Source organism: Photobacterium sagamiensis, assembly GCF_050337085.1.
Classification (GTDB): domain Bacteria; phylum Pseudomonadota; class Gammaproteobacteria; order Enterobacterales; family Vibrionaceae; genus Photobacterium; species Photobacterium sagamiensis.
Map to the genome: position 1 here is coordinate 55,011 of NZ_JAKJSP010000019.1, position 18,424 is coordinate 73,434.

Consider the following 18,424-nt stretch of genomic DNA (forward strand, 5'->3'; position numbering starts at 1 on the left):
GTACAATTATTTTATCTCTGGATAATATCAAGCTTACCATGCAGGGGACTTGTTAGATTTAGTAACTGTTTTTCTAGCGGGGATCTTGTTATGGAGCTTCCATGCTAGACAATTTTGGTTTGGTTTTTAAACTGTCTCTGCTTATAACTATAACGGTGATGCTATGTGGGTTTGGTTAGCCATTTCTTTATCCGGTTTACTACATATTAATGCTGCCTATCATGGTCCTAAGTGGCAGTTTTTCTTCTTTAAGCCATTTACCATGTTTTTACTTCTTTTCATTACGTGGCAGACAGGGCTGACGAGCTTTTATCAGCAGGTGATTTTTACAGGTTTGCTCTTATCGACGCTTGGGGATGTGTTTTTAATGCTTCCTAAAGATCGATTTATCCAGGGGTTAGCTTGCTTCTTTCTGGCTCATATTGCTTATTCCGTGGCTTTCTGGAGCCAGCTTTCAGGGGGCATGGTGTGGTGGTTGCCGGCTATGTTGTTTGGTGGCGGGATCATCGTATTCTTATTACTGCTGCCTTCTTTGGGGCGCCTGATGCTTCCAGTGGCGGTTTATATTGTCATGATCGCCCAGATGACTTGGGCGGCCGGGGAATTTTGGTTAACAACGCATTCCACCATCGGCTTGCTGGCCTTTGTGGGGGCACTGATCTTTATGGCTTCCGATACGGTGCTGGCCGTTGACCGTTTTCGCGGGCCATTTAAACCCTCGACCAGTATCATTATGTCAACCTATTACCTGGCGCAGACACTGATTGTAGCCACGCTACTGTTCTGATTGGCATTGTGGTGAAAGATAACAGTGCGAGTAATGGTCTTTATTCCTGTTATTGAATCGCACGGGGTTCTTCCCGGTTAACGCATAACAAGGAGCAGGCAATGACAGGGCAATGGATGAAGGTTTACAGCGCGGCGAATAATCTGGAAGCTCACAGTCTGAAAGGGATGTTGGAGGGATCTCACATCGCGGTGCGGCTAAGTGGTGAGAGCCTGGGTGCAGCAGCCGGAGAGTTACCCGCAAACGTTGTGGAAGTGGGGGTGTGGGTACCCGCAGAGCAAGTGTTACAGGCGAGGCAGCAGCTAGAGAATTATGAGCAGGCCGAATACACTCAATGGATCTGTCAGCAGTGCCATGAAGTGAACGAAGGACAATTTGAATTGTGCTGGCAGTGTGGACAAGATAAGCCATAGTCGCCAATAAAAGCGGTATAACATGCATCTAGAATGCGTTTATTTGTTCCTGGTCAAATCGATCCTCTGTCAGCATGGTTAAATAACGGCCAAGCCCCTTATGTTGCGAGTACTACTATGAGCCAATCAGTCCATGGCCACAATGTGTTAAATATGCTGCTTGCTGAAGACACGTCGTATACCTTAGCTTCCCTAAAGCAAGCGGTCGTTGCTGAATATGGCGAAGATGTCCGTTTCTATACCTGTAGCCAGCAAGACCTAACTTTTGATGCATTGTTAGCATTTTTACTTGATCGCCAGAAAGTCGTTCAGGATGGCGAGACTATCGCGGCGAACCGTGAACGTATGTGTAGTCACTAAGCTGTTGATGGGCAAAAATTAGCGGTTAAATCTTAATTGAGGTGGCAGTTTTCATCGCCACCTTTTTGTTCGTTTGTTATACTCCCCCGCTCTTAATCAGCTGTCCGGCTGATATTGTTGTTTTTCACCTTACTTCGTATTACGAATCTCTGTCTGAGGTCTGCCCTGTGGAAATAATGTCTGCGGCGGTCATGTTATTTTTAATCATGGATCCGCTGGGTAATTTACCGGTAATGTTGTCGATCCTGCGCCATATTGAGCCGAAACGTCGACGATTTATCATGGTTCGCGAGCTGTGCTTTGCGCTGGTTATTCTGTTGCTGTTTTTGTTTGGCGGTAAACAGATGCTGACGTTCCTGCACGTCTCAACGGAAACGGTCAGTATTTCCGGCGGTATTATTTTGTTCCTGATCGCGGTTCGGATGATCTTCCCGCAGCCGGGCGGTGTAACAGGATTAGCGGCAGGTGAAGAACCCTTCCTGGTGCCAATGGCCATCCCCATGATTGCCGGACCATCAGTGCTGGCATCGCTATTGTTGCTGTCAAATCAGGACCCAACACGTATCTGGGACTGGGCGTTCGCGGTTGTACTCGCCTGGGGAGCGTCGTTTGTCATCCTGATGTTCTACGAAGTCTTTAACCGTCTGTTGGGCGAGAAAGGGTTGAAAGCCGTTGAAAGGCTGATGGGCTTGTTGCTGATCATGATTGCAACCCAGATGTTCTTAGACGGGTTACGTAAGTACCTGGAAATCGGATCATAACTGAGTTACGAGTGGCGAGATCCTAGAATCTAGTAACCTCGCTTCTCGTATCAAAATTTCTACATCATATGTTTACGACGAATATCTAACAGGGCAAAGATACCAAAGATCAGAATTGACCATTTTTCCCATTTCGACATATTGATCTTGTCGCCAAATGCCCCGATGAAAATCAACATCTGCAAACCATGCATCATCAATAAGAACCCCGTCATGATGTACAGCGCGATGGCTGCTACCCCCGGGAATGGGGAAAAAATATTAACCAGTAGTATCAGCCAAACAAAACCGATGGCGGCTTTCGCTAATGTGATCAGCGCCTTCATGCTTCCTCTCTTTCGAATAAACGATAACAGACCTGACCGGCTGTTTTGTCACGGTGTAAACGCCAGTGTGCCGGCGTCGTGAGCTCACCCAATTCTTTCTCCGCTTCAATATAAATCATTGCATGGGGAGTAAGCCAGTTGTTGGCTTCCAACAGATCGACGACATTTTGTATCAAATCTTTACGGAAGGGCGGATCGATAAACACCACATCATAAGGTGTACCTGGCTGCGCTAAATACTTCAGGCTGTCAGTATTGATCACCTCAGCATTGGTAGCACCGACAGTGGCGAGGTTCTGTTGCAGCTGATTGGCTGCTTTTTTATCTAATTCCAGCATGGTGATGTTTTCTGCACCACGTGACAGGGCTTCAAACCCTAAACTGCCACTTCCTGCAAACAGATCGAGGCATTTAGCCTGATAGATATCTTGTGCTAACCAATTGAAAACGGTCTCTTTTACCCGGTCGGTTGTGGGTCTGAGTCCTTCGACATCATGGACCGGGAGTTTTCGTCCGCGCAAACGCCCACTGATGATTCTGATGAACCCTTCCCGGCGATTATTTTGCACATTTCGTCCCGTTTGTTGCCTGTGTCTCGTCATAACTTTTTTCGACCGTTTAGAAAATGATAGTATACACCTGTTTTTAGACTGCAAATTGTACCAATCAAGGGCTAGGATTTGCCAATGGCAGAGAAAAAGAAACGCGGATTATTTTCGTGGCTGGGTTTTGGTTCTGAAGAACAAACCGAGCAAACCGACCAAACGACAGAAAAACAGACTGTAGAAACGGATGTTGATTCTCAGCAATCAACTGAACAAAAGGAGCAAACAGAGGCGTCAGCCCGGCAAGAGGCGGAAGCGTTAGCTGCGGCGAAGGCGGCAGAAGAAGCGGAAGCATTAGCTGCGGTGAAGGCGGCAGAAGAAGCGGAAGCGTTAGCTGCGGTGAAGGCGGCAGAAGAAGCAGAAGCGTTAGCGGCGGCGAAGGCGGCAGAAGAAGCAGAAGCGTTAGCGGCGGCGAAGGCGGCAGAAGAGGCGGAAGCGTTAGCTGTGGCGAAGGCGACTGAAGAAGAAGCTGAAACGCAAGCAGCGGCCAAGGCGACAACTGAAGCTGTGGTGCACGAACAGGAGAAACCCAAAACAGAAGGCTTCTTTACCCGCTTAATACGTGGTTTGAAGAAAACCAAAACCAATATTGGTTCTGGTTTTTCGGGCCTGTTTCGTGGCAAGAAAATTGATGATGATTTGTTTGAAGAGCTGGAAGAGCAGTTACTGATAGCCGATGTGGGGATGGATACCACATTGAAAATCATCGAAAACCTGACAGAAAAAGCGAACCGTAAGGAACTCAAAGACGGTGATGCTCTCTATGGTTTACTAAAAGAAGAATTAGCCAGCATGCTGGCGCAGGTTGAACAGCCTCTGGTTGTCGATACCAGCAAGAAACCTTTTGTTATTCTGATGGTGGGCGTAAACGGGGTCGGTAAAACCACGACCATCGGCAAGCTGGCGAAGCAGTTCCAGGGTGAAGGCAAGTCTGTCATGTTGGCTGCCGGTGATACATTCCGTGCGGCGGCGGTAGAGCAACTTCAGGTATGGGGTGAGCGTAATAATGTGCCAGTGATCGCCCAGCATACCGGGGCGGACAGTGCGTCTGTTATCTATGATGCGATAGAATCGGCGAAAGCGCGCAATGTTGATGTCGTGATCGCTGATACTGCCGGTCGTCTGCAGAACAAAGGCCACCTGATGGAAGAATTGCGCAAAATTGTCCGCGTAATGAAGAAGGTTGATCCTGCTGCGCCGCATGAAATTATGCTGACAGTTGATGCGGGGACTGGTCAAAACGCTATCAGTCAGGCTAAATTGTTCAGTGAAGTGGCGCCGGTTTCAGGTATTACTATTTCCAAACTGGATGGTACAGCCAAGGGCGGGGTGATCTTTGCCGTCGCTGATCAGTTCAATATCCCTATTCGCTATATCGGTATTGGTGAAGGTATTGATGATCTGCGACCATTTGCCGCGGATGAGTTTATTGAAGCGCTGTTTAGTGACGAGGAATAGAGTGTGATTCGGTTTCAGCAGGTAAGTAAAGCCTATCGTGGCGGCAGGCAAGCCCTGCAAAAAGTAGATTTTCATCTGCAGCCGGCAGATATGGCGTTTTTAACCGGGCACTCCGGTGCGGGTAAGAGTACCTTGCTGAAACTGATCTGCGCGATAGAGCGGCCAAGTGATGGCCGCATCTATTTTAATGACCATGATATTACCCGGATCGACAATAAACAGATCCCGTTTTTACGGCGTAATATCGGGATTATTTTTCAGGACCATAAGTTGCTGATGAGCCGCACGGTTTACGACAACGTGGCGTTACCTTTACGGGTAGAGCAAGTGCCTGAAAATGATATTAAGCGCCGGGTATCTGCCGCGCTTGATAAAGTCGGCTTGCTCGACAAAGCGCGTTGTCTGCCGATCCAGTTATCGGGGGGGGAGCAGCAGCGGGTGGGGATTGCCCGTGCCGTGGTCAATAAACCTATGTTGCTACTGGCTGATGAACCCACCGGTAATCTGGATGCAGAGCTATCACAGCAAGTGATGCGTCTGTTCGAAGAATTTAATCGGGTCGGTGTCTGTGTGCTGATGGCGACTCACGACACCTCATTGTTATCGAGCCGTAATTATCGTCGATTAGACTTACAGCAAGGCCACCTGCGGGAGACGTCTCATGGCGCGTAATCAGATTGGCTTTTTTGCGATTCATAAACAGCACGGTATCGAGGCGCTCAACGATCTGATCAAGCGGCCATTGGGCAATATCTTAACCCTGGCCGTGCTGGCGTTTGCCTTAACCCTGCCGGCCAGTTTTTACTTGCTGGCGAAAAATATCACGCTGGTGGCACAGCCCTGGCAGAACCCCACGCAACTGACGCTGTATTTAGAGCGTGGAGCGGCTGAGCCAGTGGCCATACGCTTTACGGAACAACTCCAGGACTGGCCTGAAATTGAGGCGGTCGATTATGTATCCCCGCAGCAAGGCTTGCTGGATTTTCGCGAGCATGCCGGCTTTGAACAGGCGTTAAGCCTGTTGGATGAAAATCCGTTGCCGGCGGTGGTGATAGTGCGACCGGTTCCCGCCTGGCAGAGCAGTGAGAAAGCCACAGAGCTGGCAGCAAAAATTCGTACCCAGCCAAGCGTTGATGAAGTGCGGCTGGATAGTGACTGGCTGCAACGTCTGGCTGCAATCAAAGAGCTGGCGGTAACCTTGGCGTTATTGATGTCTGGCTTAATGCTGTTTGCCGTCTTCTTAATCGTCGGTAACACCTTGCGCCTGCAGGTTCTGAATCAGAAAGATGAAATACAAGTGATGAAAATGGTCGGGGCGACAGACAGTTTTATTCTCCGCCCTTATCTGTACGTCGGCGTGTGGTACGGATTAATTGGGGCGATTATCGCGTGGGTACTGACTGCGATAGTGACTATACTTCTTGACGGCGCCGTTGCTAAACTGGCTGCGCTTTATGATAACAGCTTCCGGTTAGTCGGCCTGAGCTGGGATGAAAGCTTGATTTTACTGATGACCGCTTCTTTTCTTGGTTTGTTAGCGGCGCGGCTTTCTGCCGGACGTCACTTGAAAGAAATTGAACCTATCTGACATTTTTGAGTCTACAAATGGTGTAGATTATGCGGCCCGCTTGCAAAGTGACCCGTTTTCTTGGCATTATAGCAGGTTCATATGACGTTATGGATGTTCACATAACGTTGCATTGGTATAAAAAATACATGAGGTTTTTGCATGACAAAAGCGATGTCTTCAATGACTCTGGTTTCTGCAGATAGCCTGGATAGTTATATCCAGACCGTCAACCGCTATCCTATGTTGTCAGCGGAGCGAGAGAAAGAGTTAGCTGAACGTCTGCATTACGAGGGTGATATTGACTCTGCGAAAGGCTTAGTGATGTCTCATCTGCGTTTTGTTGTGCATGTTGCCCGTGGCTATTCTGGTTACGGTTTGCCAATGGCTGATCTGGTGCAGGAAGGTAACATCGGCCTGATGAAAGCGGTAAAACGCTTCAACCCTGAAGTCGGGGTACGGTTAGTCTCTTTTGCGGTGCATTGGATTAAAGCTGAAATTCATGAATACGTGTTACGTAACTGGCGTATCGTAAAAGTTGCGACGACGAAAGCCCAGCGTAAACTGTTTTTTAACCTGCGCAAGGCGAAGAAACGCCTGGGCTGGTTTAACAATGCCGAAGTTGAAATGGTTGCAGAGCAACTTGGCGTGAATGCCTCTGAAGTGCGTGAGATGGAATCCCGTCTGGCGGCACAGGATCCGGCATTTGAGATGCCGGCGGAAGATGATGATCGCGATATCAGCTATACAGCTCCCGTCTTTTTCCTTGAAGATAAATCTTCTGATGTCGCCCTGAGTTATGAAGAAAATAACTGGGAAAGCCACGCCAATAACCGTTTGTCGAATGCCTTGGCGGGGTTGGATGATCGTAGTCAGCACATAGTCCGTTCTCGCTGGTTAGCCGAAGAGAAGTCCACGTTGCAGGATCTGGCTGATCATTATGGTGTGTCGGCGGAAAGGATCCGTCAGCTGGAGAAAAACGCGATGAAAAAACTGAAGCAAGCAGTTGGCGACGTGTTCTGAGGATCCTGCTTAGCTATCCACAACGGATGACGATGAGAAACCGGCCAGGAGCCGGTTTTTTTACGCCTGAATATTGAGAGATAACTCACACTTGTGGGTATCACTGTGAATTATCCGGCTGGTTATCCACAGCTTGTGATGGATCCAATCTATATATAGTGGATCCTTTTTCAGTAAGACACATTATCAACGCAATTCACAGGTTTATCCACAGCTGGTTGAATTATGATCAGTGGTGATGCGGTAAGATGGAGCGTCTGATCGCTAAGCCCTGTAATTGTTGAGTTTCAGCGTGAGTTTCAAGTGTGGATAAGACCTTACATTCTGTGCAAGGTTGTGAGTAACTGAGTGAGGTACAATAAGCGCCGTATAAAAATGTGCCGCTTTAAAAGCGATAGGATCCCGTTGCGGATGATCATCACATTTTTGCGGTAATGGTGACTTCATATACTAGACATATAGATCAACAACAGATGGGGCAATCAATGGAGCAGTTTGAACATATCTCGGTAGAGCAGGCGTACACTTTATTACGGCAGGCAGGATCTGAAGCGGTACTGGTTGATATCAGGGATCCGCAGTCATTTGCTTTGGCTCATCCGGAACAGGCGTTTCATCTTACCAATGATACAATGGTTGAATTTATGGATCGGGTTGATTTTGAGCAGCCTGTGATTGTGATGTGTTATCACGGAGTAAGTAGCCAGGGTGCGGCACAATATCTGATTAATCAAGGTTATGAAACAGTGTATAGTCTTGATGGTGGTTTTGAAGGCTGGCGCCGTCAGGCGTTGCCTTGTACTCAACAGACGGGTTAGTCCATGACGCCCAGCCTGTCTGGTCCTTTTCAGCGGAGTAACAGATGCATCGGTTAGCCGGATTTAATAACCCTCGCCAAGCACAGTCTTTTATTGATTACATGGCCTCACGGGGTATTGCGTTAACGCTGGCGTCCGAACCGGAGGGTGTGTTTGCACTCTGGTTAACGGATCCACAACACCTGATAGAAGCGGAAGCGGAATTAACGGCGTTTCTGGCCAATCCTCACAATACAAAGTATCAGGCAGCATCGTGGCAAGTGGCAGAAAGCCGTACGGCCAAGTTTCATTATGGCAGTCCGAGTTTGATGGCCATGATCAAATCCCAGGCTGGCCCTTTCAGCCTGTCAGTCGTGGTGGTGGTCATAGGCATTTATCTGCTGTGGTTCTTTGGGCTGCAGCAACCGATATTCGATGCGCTCCACTTTCCGCTGATGGACGGTGATCAGTGGCAAGTCTGGCGCTTCTTCTCCCACGGCCTGATCCACTTCTCGACCTTGCATATCATATTTAACTGCCTCTGGTGGTGGATTTTAGCGGGGCAGCTGGAACGTCACAGTGGTAGCGGCAAACTGGTTCAGGTTTTTCTGGTGTCGGCACTCATTTCAGGTTTAGCCCAGTTCTGGCTCCATGGCGCTAATTTTGGCGGTTTGTCAGGAGTAGTGTATGCCCTGCTGGGTTATATCTGGTGGTCAGGTTGGCTAGCACCGAAGAGGGGCTTATCTATCCCTAAACCCTATGTTGTTTTCATGCTGGCCTGGCTGGTGATCGGCTTTGCCGGGCCTCTAGGTATGTCAGTGGCCAATATGGCCCACTTGTTTGGTTTGATCAGTGGCTGTGCGATGGCTTTGGTCGATACCAAGATAATAAAGACCCGCTGAATTAAATAATCATAAGAATTCGCGAATACCAATCGGGGTAATGGCTCCGGTTGGTTTGATTTATGACGATTGGTATTCACTTTACTTGTTGATTTTGCTATCAGGTCGGAATTTTGCCAAAAATCTAGAGTAAAACATCTATTTTTGATAAATAAATCTTCGTTTTTGATTGTTTTCACATTATTTCATCTCTATTCGCGCAATAATTTGCCCGTATTGAGCGAAATCGATTATTTCCCTCGCCCTACATCTTGCGTTCGCGCAAACCATCGCTAAAAACAACAACAACCTTTTAAGGAACATTTTATGTTTGGCATATTTCGTCCCGCTGCTCATACAGAGCGTCTGCCTGACGGGCAGACAGACTCTGTATATAAGCGCATGCGCTGGCAACTTTTTCTCGGTATTTTCTTTGGTTATGCCGGTTACTACCTGGTACGTAAAAACTTCAGTCTGGCAATGCCTTTCTTAATTGAAGAATACGGTTACAGCCGCGGTGATCTGGGTGTGGCTCTTGCGGCTGTTTCCATTGCGTATGGTTTGTCCAAGTTCCTGATGGGGAGTGTGTCAGACCGTTCTAACCCGCGTTATTTCATGGCTGCCGGTTTGACGATGTCGGCCCTGGTGATGTTGTGCTTTGGTTTTATGCCATGGGCAACCAGCAGTATTACCGCGATGTTTATTCTGTTGTTCCTGAACGGTTGGTTCCAGGGCATGGGGTGGCCTGCCTGTGGTCGGACGATGGTGCACTGGTGGTCACGTAAAGAGCGTGGTGAATTAGTTTCGGTTTGGAACGTCGCGCATAACGTGGGTGGTGGTTTGATTGGCCCGATGTTCCTGTTGGGTTTATGGGCCTTCAATGATGACTGGCGCACCGCGTTTTACGTGCCTGCGTTCTTCGCGTTGTTGGTTGCAGCTTTCACATTAATCGCAATGCGTGATACACCGCAGTCTTGTGGTCTGCCTTCAATTGAAGAGCATAAAAACGATTATCCTGATAACTATGACGAATCACATGAGAAAGAGATGACCGGTAAGGAAATCTTCTTCAAGTATGTGTTTAACAATAAATTATTGTGGTTCATTGCGATTGCTAATGCCTTCGTTTATCTGATCCGTTATGGGGTATTGGACTGGGCACCGGTCTATCTGAGTGAAGTCAAAGATTTCACGGTAGATAAATCATCTTGGGCTTACTTCTTATACGAGTGGGCTGGTATTCCTGGCACATTACTGTGTGGTTGGATGTCAGATAAATTCTTTAAAGGTCGCCGTGCACCAGCAGGTATCTTATTTATGTCACTGGTGACGATTGCGGTATTGGTTTATTGGTTTAACCCTCCGGGCAATCCAATTATCGATATGACAGCACTTGTTGCTATCGGCTTCCTTATTTATGGCCCGGTTATGCTTATCGGTCTGTATGCACTTGAGCTGGCTCCGAAGAAAGCGGCGGGTACGGCTGCAGGCCTTACTGGTCTGTTTGGCTATCTTGGTGGTGCGGTAGTGGCAAATATCGTATTAGGTTATACCGTTGACCACTTTGGCTGGGATGGCGGTTTCATGGTGCTGACTTCAGCATGTGGCTTAGCCATCTTCTTCCTGGTGTTGGCAATGGTTGGCGAGAACAGTGTTCATGCTAAGCGCGACCTTGAGAATGCACAGCAAAATGCATGATTGAGATCGCCGTCATTGGCATCTTGCTAATGCTGTAGGTAATATGACAGGGCTTCGCATTCGCGGAGCCTTGTTGCAACCAGGAGCTGCGTTAGCCGTGAAGCAGAGCAAACGTCATCAGGAAATCATCGATATCGTTAAAACCCAAGGCTATGTCAGCACTGACGACCTAGTTGAACGTTTTAAGGTAAGCCCTCAAACTATTCGTCGTGATCTCAATGATCTGGCTTCGGAAAATAAAATTCGCCGTCACCATGGCGGTGCGACGATCCCATCCAGTTCCGAAAACACCTCCTACACAACCCGTAAAGTCATGCAGTTGGCGGAAAAAGATCGCATCGCGATGGCGATGGTTAAACATATCCCTGACGGAGCGACGCTGTTTATTGATATAGGTACCACCCCGGAAGCCGTTGCGCGTGCCTTGCTGAATCATAATGATCTACGCATTGTGACCAATAACCTCAATGTCGCCAGTGTGCTGACCGGCAAGGCGGATTTCCGGGTTATTCTGGCGGGTGGCGAAGTGCGTAACCGGGATGGTGGTATTGTCGGTGAAGCGACACTGGACTTTATTTCTCAGTTTCGTCTCGATTTCGGCATTATGGGGATCAGCGGTATCGATCTTGATGGCTCATTATTGGATTTTGATTATCACGAAGTACGTGTAAAACAAGCGATTATTGAAAACAGCCGCTGTGTCATGCTGGGTGTTGACCATACCAAGTTTGGTCGTAATGCGATGGTCAACCTGGGGGATATCAGCCAGATTGATATGCTATTCACCGATGATCAACCGCCTGAAGAGCTGATCAAGCACCTGCAGGAAAATGACGTTCATACTGAAATTGTTGGCTAACTAACCCATACCTTGCTATTTCATGTCAGGAAGTCGGTTTGGTCGATGACACCATGATCGAATGTGCACATTATTAGTGAATGCCAGTGCGAACGATTAACGGTATTTATGAAGAAACGGGCTACCAGAGATGGTGGCCCGTTTTTTTTCGCCATACTACTCTGCATTAGGATCAATACAGAACCACTATAATTGAAATATTCACTCGCTACGTTCATGTAACAAATCGAAAACAAAAATGGTGATCTTTAATGGGATGTTCGCTATTATGCTCGAAAGTGAACTTAATCGAGCATTTTGGGCTCGTTTGATTTCGAATTGTCAGTGTGATGAGAAAGGTAACGGCATGACGGCAGAAAACGAACATATCTTAGATGTAATTGTTGTGGGTGGTGGTATCAATGGTGCAGGTATTGCTGCCGATGCTGCCGGCCGGGGACTGAATGTCGGCTTATATGAGGCTGATGATTTCGCGTCTGCCACGTCGTCTGCCAGCTCTAAGTTGATCCATGGTGGTCTGCGGTATTTAGAGCATTATGAGTTTCGCTTGGTCGGGGAAGCCCTGGCCGAGCGTGAAGTACTATTACGTAAAGTCCCGCATATTGCTCGTCCGATGCGTTTCCGTTTGCCGCACCGTCCTCATCTTCGTCCGGCCTGGATGATCCGCGCCGGTCTGTTTCTTTATGATCACCTGGGCAAACGTACTACCTTACCTGGCAGCCACGGCCTGAAGTTTGGCCCAGATTCGGTCTTAATACCTGAAATCACCAAAGGCTTTGAATACTCTGACTGCTGGGTTGATGATGCGCGGTTAGTGGTACTGAATGCGATGGAAGTGGCGGAAAAAGGCGGGGAAGTGCGCAACCGCTGCAAAGTTGAAAAAGCGGTACGAGATGGGGATTTATGGGTAGTGACAGTGCGCGATGTGCTGACCAACCAAACCTTTGTTCGTAAGGCACATGCTTTGGTGAATGCGGCGGGTCCCTGGGTGAAAGCTTTCTTTGATCAGAGCATGGAAGAAAATTCCCCGCGCAATATCCGTTTGATTAAAGGTTCGCACATCGTCGTGCCGCGTGCCCATGATGAACCTCAGGCATATATTCTGCAGAACGAAGACAACCGCATTGTTTTTGTGATCCCGTATCTTGATCGCTTCTCGATTATTGGCACCACCGATGTGGAGTATCAGGGTGACCCACGTGAAGTTGCGATTGATGACAATGAAATCGACTATTTGCTGAAGGTCTATAACGGACACTTCGTAAAGACATTAAACCGTGATGATGTGGTGTGGACCTACAGCGGCGTGCGTCCGTTGTGTGATGATGAATCCGACTCGCCACAAGCCATTACCCGTGACTACACGCTGGAATTAGATCAGGAAGGGAGCAATGCGCCCTTACTGTCAATCTTCGGCGGCAAGCTGACGACATATCGCAAGCTGGCTGAAGCGGCAATGACCAAACTGACCCCGTTTTTTCCGCAAGTAGGACAAGCCTGGACTGCAAGTTCATACTTGCCGGGTGGTGAAGCGAATTTTGATGGTCAGCAGCTGGCCCGCCAGTTGCTGCAGCAATGCCCATGGTTAACGGCACTCACCAGCGAGCGGATGGCGACTAACTATGGTACTCGCGCATTAGCATTGCTGGAAGGGGTGGGTTGCGAAGCTGATATGGGGCAGCACTTTGGTGAAGGCTTATATGCCAAAGAACTGGATTACATGATTGAGCACGAATTTGTGCTGTCTGAAATCGACGCGTTATGGCGCCGCAGCAAGCTTGGCCTGTATCTCAATGAAGAGCAGATCAGTGCCGTGACACAATATATTGCCGAGAAAGTCCGGGATAGCGGGGCAAAGGGTAAAATCCGGCCGGAAGTGGCTGCCTAGCTATTGCTGGTATAGCCTCGCTGGTCTCGTTACCTGTCGTTATTATGATAAAAAAAGCGCTCACTGAGCGCTTTTTTGTGTTTGCTTGGTATGTTGAATACTGAAAACGTTACTGATAGAGGTATTTCGTAAACAGCAATTCGGTCAGGAGCTTCTGGTTCGTCTCGCGGATCAACAGTTCATTGACCTTGTTCAGGCACTCCTGGCGGATCTCTTCACGTCCAGCCAAAGACTTCACTTTTACTTCTGGCTGCTGGCCGATGATGTGAATGATGGCATCGCGGATCAGGGGGGAATGGTGTTCCACTTTTGATATGAGATCCGGATCTGACACCATCAAATCAATTTGTAAGCGCAGATAACCGAGCTTCTTACCCTGAGTCACGTAGTTGGTCGTGATGTCGGGTGATAACGTGTAATAGCTGTATTGTGGCATTAGTGGCGTCGCATCTTCCGCCGCAGCATGATGAGAAGCCAGGGAGCTGACAAGAAGTAAAGTTAAGCCGAAGACTTTTGATTTCATCATTACACTCATAGGGTTATCTTAATTTGCCGCAATGAATTGCTATCTTTCGATCGTAACGATATTCGTATCCGTTACAGCTTGCTACAATAGTGTTTCTTCATGGTAATAAATTAACAGCATTCTACCAAGTTCTTTTCATGTTCGGCTGGTAGAATTTGTATTGGAAAGATGTCGAAATTCAAACAGTTGTATAAACCCTTGTTGGATAGCGCCCGTTGGCAGTCTCCAGAGGCCGTGGCACTAGAGGGGACAGAGTTTGGGCATTGGTTGCTTGAACCTGATTCATTATCGCGTCGTTTTGAGCGACATTGTGACACATTTACTGTTTCTCTGCTCGAACAGCAGAAAATAGATAAATCTTTCTTATCAGATGATGAGCGAGCCTTGCTCGGGGATACTGAGTGCCTGATGCGTAAGGTTGTGTTGCGGGGCGATGGCCAGCCGTGGGTGTTTGCTCGTACCTTAATCCCGCTATCAACACTGACCGGGCAGGAGCGTGATCTTGAGCAGTTAGGCGAGATACCATTAGGGTTCAGAGTCTTTACTGATAGCAGTGCGCGTCGTGACGCGCTTGTGGTGGCAAATGTTGGCACTGAGGATAAGCCTCTGTGGGCACGGCGTTCGCGTTTATGGATAAATGATAAACCTTTGCTGGTGGCCGAATTATTTCTGGCGCAGGCACCGGTTTACTCAAAGGAGAGCCAATGTTAGCGATGACCAAAGCGAGAGTATATTGGCAGCTTGCACGATTTGACCGCCCGATCGGGAGCTTGCTGCTGCTTTGGCCAACACTATGGGCCTTGTTTCTGGCTGCCGATGGATTGCCGGATCTGCAGGTGCTGGTGGTATTTGTGCTCGGGGTGATCTTTATGCGGGCCGCAGGCTGCGTGATCAATGACTTTGCCGATCGCAATTTTGATGGTCATGTGAAACGTACAGCTAACCGGCCGATGCCGTCGGGCAAGGTGTCAGAGCGTGAAGCGTTAGGCCTGTTTGGTCTGCTGGTCTTAGTGTCGTTCATGCTGGTGCTGACCATGAATACCCTGACTATTATGCTGTCATTTGTCGGATTATTTCTGGCGGCGGCTTATCCGTTTATGAAACGATATACCCACCTGCCTCAGCTCATCCTGGGCATGGCCTTTGGCTGGTCTATCCCAATGGCTTATGCTGCGCAAGCGGGTGAATTACCTGCCGCAGCGTGGCTGCTGTTCATTGCCAATATTCTATGGACCATTGCTTATGATACTCAGTATGCGATGGTTGATCGTGATGACGATATCAATGTCGGGATCAAATCGACCGCCATATTGTTCGGACGTTTTGATAAAATTATCATTGGCTTGCTGCAGTTAAGCGCCTTGGTGGTACTGATTGCTATTGGTCAGATGCTGGCTTTGAATCAGACTTATTATTGGTGCCTGCTTGCTGCCGCTGCGCTGTTTGTGTATCAGCAGATGTTGATCCGCAGTCGTGAAAGAGAATCATGCTTCAAGGCTTTCTTAAACAATAATTACGTTGGTATGCTGATTTGCGGCGGTATGGGGATCAGTGTGTACCTCGGCTGATAGCCAGTTAACTCGATGAAGAAGCGCCTTATGGCGCTTTTTTTGTGCCAGGTCTTCTGGTTTGGCGGATGGGGACCGCTTTATGAGCTTGGGGTTACCAGCAAGTCAAAAGGTTGGGAAGGTGTTCAGCTTATTGGGCTTTGGGGTTGCTGCAGGTCAAAAGCTTATATAGCTGTACACCTTACAGAGCTTTGGGTCACCAGTAAGTCAAAAGCTGAATAACCCAGAGGATGTGGGACGTTAACGGCAAGAAAAAAGCTGGCAGTAAGCCAGCTTTGAAAGGGTATTCTCGGTATCGAGCTTCTAGAATCTTGCCACCCTCTACTCGTTATTTACTTGCTTCTCATCCCGGTTGATGACTGCCTGAATCGTGAGCTTCACCTCTGGCGATACCAGTGCGGCTAACTGATCGGCCAGGTTTTCAACGGGGCGAGATACCGCATGGCACTCATCGTTGAGGTAGCCTTCACGGCGCAGGGTCTTCACCAGAATGGCAAATACCCCTTTATCAAAGAACTCGGGGGCATTGATGCCGTGCAAGCGGCTCAGACGCTGGGCCATCATCTGGCTTTGCTGTTCCAATTCACTCTTCATCATCTGCGGTTCGGCACATAACAGGGTCAGGGTAATGCTATAGCGCTGCAACGTCTCGGTGATCGTACGGGCTAACAGCTGTAGTGGTCCGATACGGGCACTATTGAGTGAAATATTCAGACCATCACTTAATAGCAGGCGCTGGCGAACCAGCTCCTGGATCAGCGAATCAATTACCTCATCCAGCTCTTGTGTTTCATAGCGCAGGAACAGTTCTGCCTTGAGGAACGGATACAGCCGTCCAACCTGTTGATGGATTTCATCAACAGTCAGACTTTGATATTGAATTACAATATGGGCAATCAGTGATGGCAGCGCAAACAGGTGAATGATGTTATTGCGATAATAGGTCATCAATATTGATTGCTGACGGTTAAGCGAGACGACATCTCCCAAACTGTCACGTTCAACAATGAATTTATCCATCGCGAGAGCATGCTCGACCAGTGCTTTGGCATCGTCTTCCGGAACGGTGCTCTGGCTGGAATACGGCGTATTGCGCAGAATTTGCAGATAACTGTCGATCTGCTGTTCCAGCTCTTCGCGACTTAATGCGCGCTGGCGCGATGACAACAGTGCCAGTGCACACAAGGTCAGGGCATTGGTTGCTGCCGCATCGTTGATATGGGTCATCATCTTCGTTGCCAGCTGATTGACCACAGGGTTCATCCAGCTAGGTTTTTGCGGCTCGATGGGATCAATGTCATTGTGCCAGTCAGGTACATTATCATTGAGATATTGGTTAAGCGGGATAGGCTCACCAAAGTTTACATATCCCTGCCCCAGATTACGTAGCTTACGCAAAGTACGCAGAACCTGACCGACGTTTTCTTTTTCTTTGCGTTTACCGCGCAGCTCATTGGCATAGGTTGCCACTTCCATCACGTGTTCGTAACCGATATAGACCGGCACTAAGGTGACCGGACGGTTAAGACCGCGCAGCATGGCCTGAATAGTCATCGACAGCATGCCGGTTTTAGCAGGCAGCAAACGACCGGTACGGGAACGGCCACCTTCACTGAAGTATTCTACCGAGTAACCTTTGGAAAAAAGTTCAGCCAGGTATTCGCGAAACACGGTGGAATAGAGGCGATTTCCTTTAAAACTGCGGCGAATAAAGAACGCGCCAGCACGGCGGAAAAAAGGACCTGCCGGGAAGAAGTTCAGGTTAATGCCCGCCGCAATGTGTGGAGGGACCAGACCTTCCTCATACAGTACATAAGACAATAGCAGGTAATCCATATGGCTGCGGTGACAAGGTACATAAACGATTTCATGACCGTCTTGTGCCAATTTACGCACCCGCTGGGCATTGTGGATATTGAGCCCTTGATACAGTTTGTTCCACAGCCAGCCAAGGAAGCGTTCGGCTCGTTTGATCAGTGAATAAGAAAAATCAGCCGCAATTTCTTCCATCATATCGATGGCTTCTTTACGGACTTTTTCAATCGGCACATCCCGGCTCTGGGCTTCTTCTCTTACGACTTTCTCAATCGCTTTTGAAGCCAGCAAACGCTTAAACAGTGCCTGGCGATCAGGCAGGCGGGGCCCTGAAGCGGCAATTTTCTGACGAGAGAAATGAATTTTTGCGACCCGCGCCAGTTTATGGGCAATAGCGTCATCGGTGCCGTGGTTGTCTGCCATGTAACGCAATGATACCGGCGTGCTCAGGCGTACCAGGCAGTCACGGCCATGACCTAGAATGGCCGTGAATTTTTCCGGGCCGTTGAGCGGATGCAGGATAGGACCGCGGTGACTTTCTTTACCGGGCTTACGCCCCCATAAAATCGATGCAGGCACCAGCTGGATATCCAGCTCAGCATCCTGTTTGTGCTGCTCCAGCAACTCGATAAAAAGATCGATAGATTCTTGCGGTAATTCACCATTGGTACCAAAAATACTGGGGCCATTGGCGATATACACATAGCGGGGGAATTGTCGGTCGCCAATCACCAGCGGAGATAGCGGATCCGGTAATCCCAGCTCCTGGGTACTGCTGCGCAGGGTCATCAAATCGGTGTTAGACCGAAATGGTAATATGTAGATAATTGGTCGCTCTAAGTCCAACTCCAGATCTTTGACCGGATCAGAGGGAATTGAATTGGTTTTAACCAGCAGAGAAAGCGGCAAATTCAGTAATTTTTGGTAGATTTTCTGCCAACTTGACATATCTTTTACTAGCCTCGAATTCTTAATGCGTGGCTAGGATAGCAGAAAATAATGACTCTCATGCAGCGAAAATGCGAGATATCATCGTAAAGTCATCATATTAATGATGTTTCCCGTTAATTATTTATTCCGTTAATCCACTCT

The 18,424-nt window shown here is 48.4% G+C and carries 19 protein-coding genes; 15 read left to right on the plus strand and 4 right to left on the minus strand.

All coding sequences use genetic code 11. The features are described 5' to 3' along the window. Nucleotides 1-163: 163 nt before the first annotated feature. From L4D76_RS08980 to L4D76_RS08995, 4 genes are all read left to right on the plus strand, one after another. Nucleotides 164-787 carry a lysoplasmalogenase gene (locus L4D76_RS08980; protein WP_428440571.1) on the plus strand — a complete coding sequence of 208 codons (624 nt, stop codon included), beginning with the start codon at nt 164-166 and terminating at the stop codon, nt 785-787. A gap of 101 nt (nt 788-888) precedes the next feature. Continuing rightward, nucleotides 889-1,200 carry a putative signal transducing protein gene (locus L4D76_RS08985; RefSeq protein WP_428440572.1) on the plus strand — a complete coding sequence of 104 codons (312 nt, stop codon included), beginning with the start codon at nt 889-891 and terminating at the stop codon, nt 1,198-1,200. A gap of 33 nt (nt 1,201-1,233) precedes the next feature. Further along, entirely contained in the window at nt 1,234-1,560 is a 327-nt protein-coding gene (locus tag L4D76_RS08990) for a YecH family metal-binding protein (RefSeq protein ID WP_428440573.1), read from the plus strand. A 167-nt stretch (nt 1,561-1,727) separates the two neighbouring features. Then, nucleotides 1,728-2,321, plus strand: a complete 594-nt coding sequence (locus tag L4D76_RS08995; protein WP_428440574.1) for a YhgN family NAAT transporter — start codon at nt 1,728-1,730, stop codon at nt 2,319-2,321. Nucleotides 2,322-2,380: 59 nt separating this feature from the next. Here the strand turns inward: L4D76_RS08995 and L4D76_RS09000 are convergent, their stop codons facing one another. Together L4D76_RS09000 and rsmD are read right to left on the minus strand one after the other, a co-directional pair. Then, on the minus strand, nt 2,381-2,647 hold the full coding sequence (locus L4D76_RS09000) for a DUF1145 domain-containing protein (RefSeq protein ID WP_428440575.1): 267 nt from the start codon (nt 2,645-2,647) through the stop codon (nt 2,381-2,383). Beyond that, nucleotides 2,644-3,249 carry a 16S rRNA (guanine(966)-N(2))-methyltransferase RsmD gene (gene rsmD, locus L4D76_RS09005; protein ID WP_428440576.1) on the minus strand — a complete coding sequence of 202 codons (606 nt, stop codon included), beginning with the start codon at nt 3,247-3,249 and terminating at the stop codon, nt 2,644-2,646. The genes L4D76_RS09000 and rsmD overlap by 4 nt, the downstream gene beginning before the upstream one ends. An 84-nt stretch (nt 3,250-3,333) precedes the next feature. On the opposite strand from rsmD, the gene ftsY reads away from it, so the two are divergent. The 9 genes from ftsY to glpD all read left to right on the plus strand — a co-directional run bounded on the left by ftsY (nt 3,334) and on the right by glpD (nt 13,423). Beyond that, the gene (gene ftsY, locus L4D76_RS09010) at nt 3,334-4,710 is read left to right on the plus strand and encodes a signal recognition particle-docking protein FtsY (protein ID WP_428440577.1); all 1,377 of its coding nucleotides are present in this window, start codon (nt 3,334-3,336) and stop codon (nt 4,708-4,710) included. A 3-nt stretch (nt 4,711-4,713) separates the two neighbouring features. Beyond that, nucleotides 4,714-5,382, plus strand: a complete 669-nt coding sequence (gene ftsE, locus L4D76_RS09015; protein ID WP_428440578.1) for a cell division ATP-binding protein FtsE — start codon at nt 4,714-4,716, stop codon at nt 5,380-5,382. Beyond that, the gene (ftsX, locus tag L4D76_RS09020; protein WP_428440579.1) at nt 5,372-6,298 is read left to right on the plus strand and encodes a permease-like cell division protein FtsX; all 927 of its coding nucleotides are present in this window, start codon (nt 5,372-5,374) and stop codon (nt 6,296-6,298) included. The genes ftsE and ftsX overlap by 11 nt, the downstream gene beginning before the upstream one ends. A gap of 141 nt (nt 6,299-6,439) precedes the next feature. Next, entirely contained in the window at nt 6,440-7,300 is an 861-nt protein-coding gene (rpoH, locus tag L4D76_RS09025; RefSeq protein ID WP_428440580.1) for an RNA polymerase sigma factor RpoH, read from the plus strand. Between the two features lie 485 nt (nt 7,301-7,785). Next, entirely contained in the window at nt 7,786-8,118 is a 333-nt protein-coding gene (gene glpE, locus L4D76_RS09030; protein ID WP_428440581.1) for a thiosulfate sulfurtransferase GlpE, read from the plus strand. Nucleotides 8,119-8,162: 44 nt separating this feature from the next. Next, entirely contained in the window at nt 8,163-8,999 is an 837-nt protein-coding gene (gene glpG / locus L4D76_RS09035) for a rhomboid family intramembrane serine protease GlpG (protein WP_428440582.1), read from the plus strand. 306 nt (nt 9,000-9,305) lie between these two features. Next, entirely contained in the window at nt 9,306-10,676 is a 1,371-nt protein-coding gene (gene glpT, locus L4D76_RS09040) for a glycerol-3-phosphate transporter (protein ID WP_428440583.1), read from the plus strand. A 97-nt stretch (nt 10,677-10,773) separates the two neighbouring features. After that, complete coding sequence (locus L4D76_RS09045; RefSeq protein WP_428440665.1) at nt 10,774-11,535, plus strand: DeoR/GlpR family transcriptional regulator; 762 nt, start codon at nt 10,774-10,776, stop codon at nt 11,533-11,535. A 346-nt stretch (nt 11,536-11,881) separates the two neighbouring features. Further along, the gene (gene glpD / locus L4D76_RS09050; RefSeq protein WP_428440666.1) at nt 11,882-13,423 is read left to right on the plus strand and encodes a glycerol-3-phosphate dehydrogenase; all 1,542 of its coding nucleotides are present in this window, start codon (nt 11,882-11,884) and stop codon (nt 13,421-13,423) included. Between the two features lie 109 nt (nt 13,424-13,532). Here glpD and L4D76_RS09055 read toward each other — a convergent pair whose 3' ends face one another. Then, nucleotides 13,533-13,949, minus strand: coding sequence for a flagellar basal body-associated protein FliL (locus L4D76_RS09055; protein WP_428440584.1), 417 nt, complete (start codon nt 13,947-13,949; stop codon nt 13,533-13,535). A gap of 168 nt (nt 13,950-14,117) precedes the next feature. On the opposite strand from L4D76_RS09055, the gene L4D76_RS09060 reads away from it, so the two are divergent. Beyond that, complete coding sequence (locus tag L4D76_RS09060) at nt 14,118-14,660, plus strand: chorismate--pyruvate lyase family protein (protein WP_428440585.1); 543 nt, start codon at nt 14,118-14,120, stop codon at nt 14,658-14,660. Beyond that, nucleotides 14,654-15,517, plus strand: a complete 864-nt coding sequence (gene ubiA / locus L4D76_RS09065; RefSeq protein ID WP_428440586.1) for a 4-hydroxybenzoate octaprenyltransferase — start codon at nt 14,654-14,656, stop codon at nt 15,515-15,517. Before L4D76_RS09060 ends, ubiA begins: the two co-directional genes overlap by 7 nt. 321 nt (nt 15,518-15,838) lie before the next feature. Here the strand turns inward: ubiA and plsB are convergent, their stop codons facing one another. Next, on the minus strand, nt 15,839-18,280 hold the full coding sequence (gene plsB, locus L4D76_RS09070) for a glycerol-3-phosphate 1-O-acyltransferase PlsB (RefSeq protein WP_428440587.1): 2,442 nt from the start codon (nt 18,278-18,280) through the stop codon (nt 15,839-15,841). Nucleotides 18,281-18,424 lie beyond the last annotated feature (144 nt).